9 protein-coding genes are annotated in these 13116 nt (G+C 62.7%); 3 read left to right on the top strand and 6 right to left on the bottom strand.

What is annotated here, in order from left to right; translation table 11 throughout:
• Window positions 1-687: chemotaxis protein CheD (locus AB9K37_RS06330; protein ID WP_369836133.1), on the top strand; the 687-nt coding region annotated here is incomplete at its 5' end.
• A gap of 312 nt (window positions 688-999) precedes the next feature.
• On the opposite strand, the gene AB9K37_RS06325 is transcribed toward AB9K37_RS06330, so the two are convergent.
• Together AB9K37_RS06325 and AB9K37_RS06320 are read right to left on the bottom strand one after the other, a co-directional pair.
• The gene (locus AB9K37_RS06325) at window positions 1000-4266 is read right to left on the bottom strand and encodes a TM0106 family RecB-like putative nuclease (RefSeq protein WP_369836132.1); all 3267 of its coding nucleotides are present in this window, start codon (window positions 4264-4266) and stop codon (window positions 1000-1002) included.
• Window positions 4267-4276: 10 nt separating this feature from the next.
• A complete protein-coding gene (locus AB9K37_RS06320; RefSeq protein ID WP_369836130.1) occupies window positions 4277-4681 on the bottom strand; it encodes a hypothetical protein in 405 nt (134 codons plus the stop codon).
• Between the two features lie 93 nt (window positions 4682-4774).
• Here AB9K37_RS06320 and AB9K37_RS06315 point away from each other — a divergent pair, with 93 nt between their 5' ends.
• Window positions 4775-5749 (top strand): helix-turn-helix transcriptional regulator, encoded by a 975-nt coding sequence (locus tag AB9K37_RS06315; protein WP_369836128.1) that lies wholly within the window; start codon window positions 4775-4777, stop codon window positions 5747-5749.
• Here the strand turns inward: AB9K37_RS06315 and AB9K37_RS06310 are convergent.
• Genes AB9K37_RS06310 through AB9K37_RS06300 form a run of 3 tightly spaced genes read right to left on the bottom strand, consistent with a single transcriptional unit; the run spans window position 5733 to window position 10275 of the window.
• Window positions 5733-7001, bottom strand: a complete 1269-nt coding sequence (locus tag AB9K37_RS06310; protein ID WP_369836126.1) for an McrC family protein — start codon at window positions 6999-7001, stop codon at window positions 5733-5735. The two genes, AB9K37_RS06315 and AB9K37_RS06310, sit on opposite strands and share 17 nt — an antisense overlap.
• On the bottom strand, window positions 6998-9541 hold the full coding sequence (locus tag AB9K37_RS06305; RefSeq protein WP_369836124.1) for an AAA family ATPase: 2544 nt from the start codon (window positions 9539-9541) through the stop codon (window positions 6998-7000). Before AB9K37_RS06305 ends, AB9K37_RS06310 begins: the two co-directional genes overlap by 4 nt.
• A 14-nt stretch (window positions 9542-9555) precedes the next feature.
• Window positions 9556-10275, bottom strand: coding sequence for a hypothetical protein (locus AB9K37_RS06300; protein ID WP_369836123.1), 720 nt, complete (start codon window positions 10273-10275; stop codon window positions 9556-9558).
• Between the two features lie 295 nt (window positions 10276-10570).
• Here AB9K37_RS06300 and AB9K37_RS06295 point away from each other — a divergent pair, with 295 nt between their 5' ends.
• Complete coding sequence (locus AB9K37_RS06295; RefSeq protein WP_369836121.1) at window positions 10571-11176, top strand: DNA-binding protein; 606 nt, start codon at window positions 10571-10573, stop codon at window positions 11174-11176.
• A gap of 152 nt (window positions 11177-11328) precedes the next feature.
• On the opposite strand, the gene AB9K37_RS06290 is transcribed toward AB9K37_RS06295, so the two are convergent.
• Window positions 11329-12972, bottom strand: coding sequence for an AAA family ATPase (locus AB9K37_RS06290; protein ID WP_369836119.1), 1644 nt, complete (start codon window positions 12970-12972; stop codon window positions 11329-11331).
• Between the last annotated feature and the right edge of the window lie 144 nt (window positions 12973-13116).

Below are 13116 nucleotides of genomic sequence, written 5' to 3'. Positions count from 1 at the left end.
CGCACCTTCAAATACAAGTCCACGGTGTATATCCCCAAGCCCTCCCGAAATCCGAAAGGGCAAAAGTGGACGACTTTTACGCCGCCCGCGACAACACTATGCCGTCGCTACCGTGGCCGAGTATTGCTCCGCCGTTCACATGCGAAGGCACGTCGCCTGATGTCGCGATGCATCGACTGGCCAGAGGGCATGCAATGCCGACTGAAAACAATCGTCTCCGGAGAAACCGATGTATCCTCCGACCCTCGGCTTGTGATTTCAACTGTGCTTGGGTCCTGCGTATCGGTTTGTATTTTCGATCCGCAAGCAGGGGTGGGCGGCGCGAACCATTATTTCCTGAGCACAGAACGTGGCCATAGTGCCAGCTACGGCGCAGTCGCGATGGAACTCTTGATCAATGGGTTGATGCGGATGGGTGCAGAGCGCGGTCGCATGCGCGCCAAGCTCTTTGGCGGGGCCCTGATGAAATCGGGGCTTGGGGACATTGGCAAAAACAACGCAACCTTTGCCCTGACGTACCTGCAAACCGAGCGGTTTCCGATTATGGCAATGGACTTGGGTGGGTTTTCTGCGCGGCGGCTTCATTTTCACCCAGTATCCGGTAAGGCACGCGTTGTCCTGACGGATCAAATCCCTACAGAGCCCAGTAAGACGAGCCCCAAAAGAAGCGACATGGAACTATTTTAGGGGGATTTTCAGTGGCTCCGGCGGTAGGGATTGGAGCTATTTTCGCCCATACCCGTTAAGCCGTTGATTTTGCTCTGTGTCCCGCCGAGGCTTTCACGCCGGAGAGGTGAATTTGTGTGCCGCGTGTGCGCCGGAGGTGTTCCGAACGTGTGAGCGTATTTGCCAGAGGATACCTGTTATTTAGGGGGGCGTCCAGATCGACCCGCAATCACCTTCGATCAAAAGAAGCGGCTGAAGTCACATCAAGTACCTTAGAAGTCTGGCGCTAATAATTAGGCACAGCGCGAGCGCGCCTATGTGGTGCCCGATCCGTTATGCCTTGCCGCCAAGTGCAGTATGCGCCGCAACGGCGTTCACCATACGCATCTGTTCCAAGCTATCGCAAGGACTGTCCGGCAGTCGGGGCGCACCGAAGACAAGCGCCAGCGCCTTGGCGCGGGAGACGGCGACGTTCATGCGGTTGCGAGAGAACAGGAACTCCATGCCGCGCGGGGTTTCCTCGGTGCTGGAGGCGGTCATCGAGACGAGGCAGACCGGCGCTTCCTGGCCTTGGAACTTGTCCACCGTGCCGACGCGTACGTTCGCGGGCAAGGCATCGCGCAGGGCGTTGACCTGTGCGTTGTAGGGGGCCACGACGATGATGTCTGATCCGCGCAGGGGACGCTCCTTTGTGCCGTCCTGCCATGTGCCGGCGGTCAGGCGGGCGATGCAATCGCGGATGGCGGCGACCTCCTCGTGGGCGATCTGGGCGTTGCCCTCGTGCGGGACGTCGACCCACCAGGCGCCGGTTTCCGGCAGTCCTTCGGCCCGGACCGAGCGGGCGGCGGCGCTGTCATGGGCGCTCAGGCGGCCTGCGTAGAACTGGTCTGAGACATAGGCGCAGAGGTCGGGATGCATCCGGCGCGAGACGGGGAGAAAGATCCCCCGGTCCTCGGACACCGTCGTCTGTTCGCCAAGCATCCATTCGAGGCAGGAGAGGTTCGCCGGCTCCGGGTGGCTGCCCTGGATCACCTGCGGCAGCTGGTTCGGGTCGCCCACGAGCACGATGTTGCGCGCGGCCCTCCCCATGGCGGTCAGGTTCGCGAGGCTGACCTGACCGGCCTCGTCCACGACCATCACGTCGAACTGCCCTTCGAACTCGGGGCGCGAGAACAGGAAGGTCGTGCCTCCGACGATGTCCGCGTCGAGCAGCTCCGGGTCCTCGTTGCTGAAGGCCACGCCCACCGGGCAGTCCTCGGGGTAGCCGTGCTCGCGCCCGGCCTTGTGGATCAGCGTCACTTCATCATCGACCTCCAGCGCGTCGAGGCAGCCCATCAGCACGTTTCGGATCGCTTCGTGGCTGTTGGAGCTGACGGCGACCCGCTTGCCCTGCCGCACCAGCGCGAGGATCGCGCGGGCGGTGACATAGGTCTTGCCGGTGCCGGGCGGTCCCTGGATCGGCAGGATGCTCTCGTCCAGAGCCAGCATCGCCTCACGCACGGTATCCACCGGATCGGCACGCGAGATGTCCAGCAGCGCGACACCGGACAGGCGCGGCGCGCGCCGGTGCAGAAAGTCGTCCAGCGCGCGATGCGTGACCGGGCCGCATTGATCGGCGATGACCTCGCGCAGGGCGGCAGCGAGGCCGGAGGTGTTCAGCGGCCAGTCAGGACCGAGGTTCAGGCGGTCCTCCAGCAGGTCGTCCTTGCCCGGCCCGACCTTGATCGTCACGCGCCGCGCCTTGCGGTCGAAATCTGTGATGATGGCCTTGGCGGGTGGACCATCGAAGTTCGGAATGGTCACGGAGGACCCCTCGCGCAGCTTCGTCTCCTGCGCGGGGTAGCTGTAGCTGCGCCCGAAGGAGCGTTTGATCTGTTCGACCGGACCGATGGCCGTCAGCAGCCCCAACGCATCGAGGTCGTCGAGCAGGTCCTCTCCCTCCCGCGCGGCGGTGTCGAAGACGGCCCATTGCGCCGGTTTCTGCTCGCGCCCGTGGAACAGGCCGAGGTTCAGCAGCATCCGTTTGTGCGCGTCGTCATGATCGGTGGCGACGATCATCGCCTCCAGCGCCTCGCGCTCGGGGTCGGGCATCTCGGGCACCGGCGGGGGCATCTGCAGGCAGACGTCTTCCATCGGTGAAACAGAGAGCAGCCAGTCGCGCAGTTCCTCGGTGGAGACGCAGTCGATCCGGTTGTAATCCTCGATCTCGTCGAGGATCGCCTGTTCGCCACTGTCGAGCCAGCGTTCGTAGGCCACAATGGAGCCGCCCGCGGTCTTCACCTCGCCGTCGCGGGTGCGGTCGTAGAAGGTCTCCATCGACTTGATCGAATAGTTCGGCTCCGAGGCGATCAGCCCACCGCGCACCACGGCGTAGAGGTCGACGAACCGCCCTTCGCGCAGGAGCAGGTCGAGGAAGTCCTCGCCGATGCCGTACTTGGTGGTCAGCCGCTTCAGCGCGGTGATCTCGTAGGGGGCGTAGTGGTAGATATGCGCCATGGGATGCGCGTCGCGCTGCGCCCGAAAGCGGTCGAGCAGGGTTTCCAGCGCGCGCGCCTCGGCGGCGTGGTCGTGGGCCCAGAGCGCCTCGAACCGGCCCCCGGACCAGAGGCCGTGCAGGTATTCGAGGCCGCCGTCCACATGCGGATCGCCCTCGATGTCGTAAAAGATGTCGCCCTCGGACGGCTGCGGCAGCAGGGCAAAGCCCCGCATGTCCTCCGCCGGGCGCAGCTCGTAGCTGGGCGGGCCGTCCTTGCGGGCAGTCTGCAGCCGGGCTTGCACGCGCAGGCGGTCGAGCGTGGCATGGGCGAGGCGGCGCACGGGGTCTTCGCGCTGCCCGAGGGCGGTCATGGTGGTGACGCCCGCCGCCTCCAGCTTGGCCACCTGCGCGCGCGAGATCCCGGCGACGCGGAAGAGGCTGTCCTCGGCCTCCCACTGTGCCGCGCAATGCTCCGACCAGCGACACAGGCCGCAGTCCGAGCAGGGGACCGGGCGCGTGGGTGTGGGGGCGTCGAGGAAGTGTTCCAGACGCGCGCGGGCGCGGCGGGCGTAGGCGGCGTAATCGGCTAGGCGCAAGGTCGCGCGGCTGCCGTCGCCCAGTTCGACATGGGCGTGTTCGGGCATCAAGCCCTGCAGCTCGGCGAGCAGGTCGGAGTAGAGCACCAGTTGCAGGACATGCTTCGGCGTGGCCTTGCGCTTCAGCTTGGTGTCGGCGACCTCGTAGCTGAACGGCCCGAGGTCGGAGGGCGTGTCGACCCGTTCGAGGAAGTCCGACCAGCCGCCCCAGCGCCCTTGCGCCAGCGCCCCCTGGAAGACCACGCCTGGACCCTGCGCCAGCGCCGCGCGGGTCTGATCGGCATTCTCCCAGAGGTCACCGCGGTCGATCTCGATAACGTCGTGATCCTGCTTGAGGGTCTCCAGATGCGCCTCTTCGTGAGCATCGCCCTGCCGCTGCAACAGCACCGCATCTTCGGAGACGGCATTCGGCGTCAGCCCCTCGACCCTGTCGAGATAATCAAGGTCGAGGCGCGTGGCATGGGAGCAGCCCATGAAGCGCATGAGGTCCGTAGCGGACAGCAGAATGGTGTCACCGTGGCGCTTCATGGAAATACCTTCAGGCGGCGTCGAGGGCGTCGAGGATGCGGTCGAGCTGTTGCACGGAAGAGAGGTTCACGCACGCCAGATCGGCCTTGCCGAGGATGTCCATCTTCTCCAGCGCGGAATGGCGGCCATACTTCATCTTCCCGTTGGCGCCGGGCGACTGGTAGAGCTTGCTGGCAGGTGAAGATTTCCAGCTCACTCCGGCATTCGCCGCAGGTGCAAGCAGCGTTTCCAGCACCCAGAGGTTCGCAGGGCTGCGGTCGCTCTTCTCGAAGAGGATCTCGGTGGTGGTGCCATTTTCGCCCTTGAAGATGTAGCGGTTAGCGTAGGCCCCCTGGTGGCCCATCGGATGTTCCTGGCAGACAGCGTTCAGGCGGTCGATGATGGCGGATTTCAGTTCGGCGCGGGGTGTCGGCATGAGCGTGGTCCTTCTTCTTCAGCGCGACTCGATTGTCAGTGCTCGCTACTTTAACTAATTCACAAGCGTGTCAAAACCTGTCACGGTGCAGCCATGTCTTTTCAGAAAGCGACCCAACTCCTGAGACTTGCACGCATGGCGGCGGCCCGGCGGCAAGGCGTCTCCTATGATCAGATCATCGAGGAATTCAACGTCGTGAAACGGACGGCGCTGCGCATGGTCGAGGCCCTGCAGGACGTCTTCGAGGTCGAACGGCTGGAGGACGCGGAGCGCCGCGCCCGCTTCCGCATCCCGGCGGCGGCGGTCTTTGACCTGCCGCAGAAGCCCGACACCACGCTCGAGGCGCTGGACCTCGCGCTGCGCGGCATGGATGCGGACAACGCCCATGCGGCGGCGCTGCGCGATTTGCGGGACGGCATCCTTGCACGGATGGACCAGGACAAGGCGCGGCGTGCGCAGGTCGAGGCCGAGACCTTCCTTCAGGTCTACGGCCATGTCGCCACCTTCGGCCCGCGCACCCGCAAGGATCCGGAAGTGCTCGAGGCGATCAGCAAGGCGCTGCGCGGGCCCTTCGTGCTGTCGATGTGTTACGGGCGCGACGAGGCCCCGCGCGTGGTGCAACCCTATGGCATCCTGCAGGGCGTGCGCGGCTACCTCGTGGCGCGGCAGCCGGAGAGGGGGCCGGAACTGCGCAAGTACCGCCTCGACCTGATCCGCGAGGCCAGTTGCGGCAACACGAGTTTCGCGCTGGACGAGGATTTCGACATCGAAGCCTATGTCGCCGAAAGCTTCGGCGTCTGGCACGATCCGAAGCAGCTGGCCGAGGTGGTCTGGCGCTTCCTGCCGGGGGAGCCTGCCAAGCGGGCCGCCGAATTCGTCTTTCACCCCAAGCAGGTCGTAGAAAACGCGGAGGACGGCAGCCTGATCGTGCGCTTCACCACCTCCGGCTGGACCGAGATGACGTGGTACCTGTACCAGTGGGGCGACAAGGTCGAGGTGCTGGCTCCGCCGGAACTGGCCGCCATGGTCGACGGCCACCAGCGGTCTGACATCAACGCGCTACCGTGACGCCTCCGATTGCGTCCAGCACCTGCGCCATCAGAGCCTGTCCTGCGCGGCGGGTGTCGGTCATCGGTACCTCCAGCAGGCTGAAGGGCGTGCCGTTCGCCGTGTGCAGCCTGTCCGTGCGGGCCGTGCCTTCGGTCGGGTAGATCAGCGTCACGCTGTCCGCGCGCCACGCATCGCGATAGGCCAGCATCTGGTAGACGTCGGACTGCGAGACGCCGCGCTTGGGGTCATCGGGGCCCTCTAGCCGCTTCCACTTCGTATCCAGCACATGGGTCTCGCCCGCGCGGGTCAGCACGATGTCCGGGCGCATGGCAAAGACGCCCGCGCCGTTGCGGAACAGCGCTGACTGCCCGCTGGCCTGGGCCTGCACATGCCAGCCCTGCGGTGAGAGATGGCGGCGCAGCAGCACCGTCACCCATTCCTCGAACAGCACGTTCATGCGGAAGAGCAGCGCGATGCCCTCGGCCCGGCCCGACGACGTCGCCTGGAAGTGATGGTCGAGGAACAGCTTGGCCCTCCGGCAGAGCGGTGCGAAGCGCGTATTGCTGCGATCGAAGGCCGGCAGGCGCACCGGGCCGCTGGGCAGGGGGCCTGCGCCGTCGAGATGGATCAGCGCCTCGGTCAGGGTCTTGCGCGTCTCTTGCCGGGTGGTGAGCCGCAGCAGCAACAGCGTTGCCGCCCGCAGCAGGCGGTTCACTGGCGTATCCGCCGTGCGCTCGTCGAAGCGGCAGGCGAGGCGGTCCTGCCGCCCGGCCAGCGTCGAGAACTGCCGCACCACGTCGAGCGAGCCGCGCAGCGCACGCAAGTTATCCTCCTGCCCAGTGTAGCGATGCGGGGCACCGCGCCTAAGCTGCTTCAGCAGGTCGGCGGCAAAGAGCGCCATCAGCAGCTCCAGCAGGCTGTGCTGCTGCGCGTCCATCCCGGCGAGGTCGAGCGTCGAGAGGTCCAGTCCCTGCACGACCGCCAGCATATGGATCAGCTCAGCCCGCGCGCCGCCGTCGTCGCGGTCAATCTTGGGCAGGATCTCCAGCGTGGCGCCCTTGGTCGCCAGCACGCCCACCACTTGCTGCGCACGCAGCTTGCGCCGCCCGTCGAGCAGGATCTTCTCGCCCTCCTCGGTGGAGGTCTTGAGCCGCAGGGCCGGGGCCGCCCGGTCCGCCAGATCAAGCAAGCCATCGGCCTGCGCCCGGCTCAGCGCAGCCTCCGGCCCGAGGTCGATGTAGCCCCATTCGCGGACGGTCAGCTGGCTCACGCCTGAAGCCCGGCATAGGCGTCCGGCGGGAAGCTCCCACGCACGGTGTAGCGATACCGCGCCTCGTCCATCCCGAGGTGCAGGCCGGGCGGAACTGTCAGCGCCTCCTTCGCGATGAAACCCTGTTCCTTGCCACCCAGCACCGCGACAATGTGCTCCCAGTCCTCGTGGAAATACTCCGCCAGCAGCGGGATCACCTTGCGGCGCATGACGGTGTCCACGTCGTCCCGCGTCTTGCAGGCGATGAAAAAGGCGTGGCCGATCAGGTGGTCGCGGTCCACGAGGTATTCGATCCGCTGGTTCAGCCGGGTCAGCAGCAGCGGCAGGTCGATCCCGTCGATGGTTTTAAGGAGGTCGGGCTGGGGCGGCGTCTCCTCGAAGTGGAACCTGCGGCGCAGCGCGGTGTCGAGCAGCGCGATGGAGCGGTCGGCTGTGTTCATCGTGCCGAGGAAATGCAGGTTTGCGGGCAGGGTGAAATTTTCGCCCGAATAGGGCAGGCGTACGCTGACCTCGTTCTCCGCTCCGGCGCGTTTGTCCTCTTCGAGCAGGGTGATCAGTTCGCCAAAGACTTTGGATATATTGGCACGGTTGATCTCGTCCATGACAAGGACGAAGGATTTATTCGGCAATGCCTCGACCTTTGCACTGACAGTGCCTTGGTTCATCAAGTTTTCGAACTCCGAACACTCGATCCAATCGTGCTCGACTCTTTCAAGCTGAGAGCCGTGAGATGTGAAGTTGAATGTCGGCTTGTTTTTGATGCCTTCTTTGTCGACCCAGAGCCAGCGAACCTTCCTTAGTTGCGCATATCGATCACCTTCGTAGCGAGGTTGGAATTCGTAATCACCCGTAATCTGGCCTATTGCTCGTGTAAGTTCTGTACCCTTAGGTACGTAAAAGATGTCACCGATACGCATATTGGCTCTGAAATCCTGTATCCGTTTGACATCAGGGCGACTCATGGGCCGACCGGTGGAAGCGCCTTCTTCTGAGTATGCACTTCTAATTTTCTCAGGATCGTCAAAGATGGCATCGGTGAGATCGGCGGTGCCGATGTCGAAGCGGATGTGATTCTCGCGAAGAGATTCCTCAAAGAGAGTGTCTCCCTCGTCTTCGTCGCCAAGCCAGATTCTGAAAACTCTCCGGTTCTGGAGCGTTAAAGGAGCATGGGTGACAGCTTGAGGAATTCCATTGGCTATCTCCATGCTTTCCCTCTCGGCAAGTTCCGCGATCTCCCTTAACGCACCGTTGCGCGGCTGAAGCGTGAAACCGGCATCGTCGGCACCGCCTTCGGGACGGAGGCCTTCGACAAATTCCTCATAGGAATAGCTTTGGTGGAAGGTCACGAAGCCGATTCGGCCAGCCTTGCGCAGCGCGGCGTAGCGGGCCCTCAGGGCGTCACCGTCCATACTCGCGACCGCCTCCACGCCGTCGCAGATCTCCACCGCCTTGCTGAAGGTGGCATAGGTCTTGCCGGTCCCGGGCGGGCCGTAGAGGATCGTGTTCAGGGGCTTCATGGCGGTGTCCTCCTTCGGACGGGACGGCAGGGCGGCGTCGGGCGTCTGTGTCGGCGTTTCGGTTTGTGGGGGCGGGGCTGCGGCGCCGCCGTGGCTCACCCAGAGAAAGCTCTGGACGTCTAGCAGGTCGCGCGGCGGATGACCGGCTTCCGTCAACGCCTCGCGCCAGTTCTCGGCAAAGCGCAGCTCTTCCACGTAGTCGCTGGCGGCATCGCTGGACGGGAAGGCGCGTGCGGTGGCCTCGTAGTAGGCGTCGTGCAGCACGCCATGCTTGAAGAAGATCGCCGCATCGGGCCGGCACAGGAACAGCAGATATTCCGCGATTTGGCGGGCGGTGTCGCGGGATCCATCCGGGTTCAGTGCGCGCCATGCCCCAATGAAGTCGGCAATTGCCTGTGGGTGCGCCGCATCGTCGTCGCGATGGGACAGGAGGGCGCCAAACACCTGTGCCTGCTCGTCCCTTCGGATGGAGGGAGAGAAGGCATCTTTCAGCCGCCAGTTCAGCAGATTGGTCTTGGCGGCCTCGGCCAGCGCGTCGAGCAGCGCCTCGCCCGACACCTCGCGCCGAAGCGCTGCGGTCAAACCGCGCCCAGCAGCCAGCTTGTAGTCGCGCTCGTCCTTGTCGAAGCGGTCGTTGCCAGCACCGAATCCGGACCACCCCGGGTACTTCCGTTTGACCAGTGCCAGCTTCCGACGGAAGGCAGCAACAAAGGGCGGTTCGAACAGTGCCACGATCCGCACGGAGTCCGCCGGTCGGCGCAGTTCGATGCCGGCGCCATCGCCCAGTTCCGCCAGGGGCAGAGCAGGGCTCCAAGCGGCAGGGGTGTCGATAGTCAGCAGCTGACGGCTGACAGACTGCGTCTGCCAGGTCATACCGCGCCCCTCGGCGTCCCGCAGAAGGACCAAGCCTTTCTGCATGTCGGCCACTGTGACGCCATAGGCCGCGAGCGTCTCGCCGATCGTCTCGCGCAGGTCGCGCGCCTTGTCCTCCGGCAGCGCCGCTCGGAGGTCTTCCCAGTCCATCACCCAAATCTCCTTCAAGATGCCATCGCGATACTGTCATCGCCTTGCCAGCCGAGCCAGACAACCGGATTCATCTCCTCGGGCGACAGGAAAGTGCGCACGCTGAAGGTCGGGATGCGGCGGTCTTCTTCGGTGCGGTAGCGCAGCGGCCAATTCGTGCCGACCTCGGAACTGTCGTACTGACCGGCCCAGACGCCTTCGCACAGGGCGTGCTGATAGCTACGCTCATCGTCCGTCTGGTCCCACGTGGTCCGCAGGATCGAAAGGGCCTCGGCGTCGATCTGGCCCAGCAGTCCCTTCAGAGGGCAATCGGAGCGCTGCACCAGGCGCTCCAGCGCATGGCCGGAGAAGGAGACGCGTTTCATGGTAAAATCCATACCGTCCTTGATCCGGGCAAAGGTCACCCGGGTGTAGAGCAGTATCTGCTCGCGAAAGTGCTCGCCCTGGTCATCGATGAGGATCATCTCGCGCTGGGTACGCAACACGGCGCAGAGCCCGTCGCCAAACCGCGTGACGCTGACCATGCCCGGCAGCCGTTTCATTCGCGCGGCGATGCGCTGGCGGTTCTTGATGTTCTGCGTCATGGAGAAGCTGGTTTCGAGGAGCCGGGCCATGTCGCCATCGTAGCGCTGCGCGGTGGCAAAGGATTCCCGTGCAAGCCCACGGCTGAGTGAACGACGCAGGTGCCTAGGGATCGGTGTGGCGAATTCCTTGATGGCGTTGCATGTGATCATGATACCGGCTCCTCAGGTTGTCCTCGTTAACCTCAAGGTAACCTTCAAGGGTGTCAAAAATGGTCACGAGTCCATGACAGCGGCTGCAATTGCTTCTCGTCCAGTCCATTCACGCACTACCTGATCGCCCGTGCGACCCGCGGGCCAGACAACTGTTACAACAGCTGTAGCATCTACGATGCTAGCGGATCCGATGCTCGCCCCCGAAGTTATCCACACTTTCTCCACCTAAAGGAGGCGAATTCCGAAATCGACCGGCATACCTGCGCGATATTGAGTAAGAAAGCTATCGCTCATGACTATCGAAATCGAAGACGTCTTTGAAGCCGCGCAGGCATTGCAGGAAGACGGCACCGAGGCATCGACCCGGAACGTACAGGCAAAGTTGGGGTCCAAGGCCCACTCCTACATTCCGGCTTTCACAGGGCTGTGGAACCGTCGGAATGCACACCTTGCTGAGGTATCCGAGCTGCCGGACGCTTTTCTGGAGGAAGCGAAGTTGCTTGCCTTGGGCCTTTGGAAAACGGCCAACGACCGTGCGGACATTCGCGAAGAGCTTCACTTGCGTGAGATCGAGCGCCTGCGCAGTCAGATGGCGGAGCGTGAGCGCATGTGGAGCAAGGAAAGGGAGGAAATGGAGAAGCGGATCAACGAGGCGTATGCGGATATTAGTTGCTTGACCGATGAGGTTTGCGAATTGAAGGAGCAGCTGCACGCAGCTCAAGAGCAGGTTGTAGAAGCAGAAAAAGCCAAAGAAGACGCTGAAGATCGGCGGGACAAGGCTGAAGCCCGGTTCACAACTTACAGCGGTATCGTCCAATCCGGAAATGAACTGGACAAGGCACAGCTGGAAGGCCTCTGGCACGTGCCGCACAGCTTGAATTCGAGATTGAGGGGATGAGGGATCGAGTTAGGGACGCCGACGCAAGGCGTGCGGAGGATGCCGCGCGCTTCGACAGCCTGCTTCAGGAGTTCATGGGGCGGCTGGGCAATGCGCCGTCCAGAAAGCCGCGGGCGACCAAAGCGCCCACGGAAGAAACTTGATGTAAGTTGTCATCCCGTCGTTGTGGGCTGAGTAGACACTTGGGTGCCCACCAGCGCCTTTTCGATGTGCTCGGAAGACTTCGTCGGGTGAGAGCCATCGTTCGTTCGGTCGAGGACTGTGATGCCGGATAGCAAATCTTTCAGTCGATGACTGCCCAGCTCTCGCTCTTCTTGAAGTGCTTTCGCAAAGGCGAGCAGCTGCGCTTCGTTCGCGGCGATTGCCCTGGCCGCCAAGTTGCCACCGACCTGCATCATGCGCAGGAGGGCATCATGAAGAGTCGGTGGCCAAGTTTCCGGTCGATCCATCGAATACCCAAGATGCAAGACGTTGTCGGTCGTCAAGCCGGAACGCGTTTTGATGTCGAGAGCAAATTTCGTGGCTTGGCGTAGATCCGCTTCGGCCCCAGAGGAAATATCCGCGAACACATGGCGCTCCGCGGCGCGGCCGCCGAGAAATACAGCCAACATTGCATCAACATCTGGGCGGCGTAGCAGACTGGGAAAATTGCCCTCCACGAAGGATGAGGTGGGCGAGAGCAAGACACGTTCCGGATGTGGCAGGCTTAGGCATGCGCGCGCGATGGCGTGCCCGGCCTCGTGGACCGCGATACGCCAAGTGTTCTCGGAAAATGAAGCAGGGATCAGTTTCTCTGTGACCGTTAAAAGGTCCTCGACTTGAATGGGTCGGCGGGCTCGGCGCGCAATCGAAAGGGCTTTGGCGGCAGAGGTGCTGATGTCCGCGCCGGACAGGCCCGTCAGTGCATTCAATGCACGAGAGAGATCCAGATGGTTTGCGTCCGAACCGAGGCGTTTCCGCAAAATCGTGCCGGCTCCTTCTCTGTCGGGTGGTCCAACCATAATGTGATGGTCAAACCGACCCGCTCGGATGATCGCCGGGTCAACGTCATCAGGGTGGTTTGTAGCAGCTGCGACAACCACTCCTGGTGCATCATTTTGCTCAGACAGCACTTGCAGAAGGCCGTTCACAGCGAGCCGCATGTAGGTATCATTACGTCCGCTGTTCGTGCCGCGGTCGACATAACTGTCCAATTCGTCGAAGAAAATCAGGCTGGGCGCATGTGAAATAGCTTCGGCACAGCGCTTCTGCAGAGCTTTGAGGAAATCCGAAAGGCTCCCGTTCGCTTGGCAGTCTGAAAAACTGCATGAAACGTAATGGAGGCGCCCGGAACCCGCGAGTGCTCGTGCCAAAGTTGTCTTTCCATTGCCGGGAGGTCCGAAGAGCAAGGTTGAAACTGAGACGTCTGCCCAAGCCACAACGCCTGCACGGAAATCGGCAATATCTGTCAGGACCGCATCCATGTGGTCCTGCAGTGATTTTGGCAGATACAGATCATCGAGCGAGGGACCATCTGGCGGCTGCGCGCCGCATTTAAGAGCTTTGATAACTGTCTCGACGGTGCGACCGGGTTCAACCTGTTCCAGTGCGCCTAGGATAACGCAGTATGGAAGACTGGCGATTTTCAGATCATGCTGCCGAAGCATCGCCGTGAGGCGTCGGGACGGAGCTTTCCACGTCACGCGCATGACTTCCGCAATGATATCTCCCGTGATGGGCGAAAGAGATAGATTGCAGCGAGGTAAATACCTTGCTGAATCGGGTAGGTCATCTTGGTCCGAAATGAGCGCGATCACTGATTTGTTAGTGTCCGAGCACGTGGTGTAATTTCCGCACCGCCAACGGTGTAATCCCGGGTGGCCATCGAGGTGTATGGTCGAGGTGGAGTTTGACCGCTTCAACCACGAACCACACGGAGACCCCGATGACCAAAACCAACA

This window comes from Donghicola sp. XS_ASV15, assembly GCF_041224595.1.
In the GTDB taxonomy this organism is placed as follows: Bacteria; Pseudomonadota; Alphaproteobacteria; order Rhodobacterales; family Rhodobacteraceae; genus Donghicola.
Note: the sequence above shows the minus strand (reverse complement) of the source record. Positions and strands in the feature narration are given on the sequence as shown.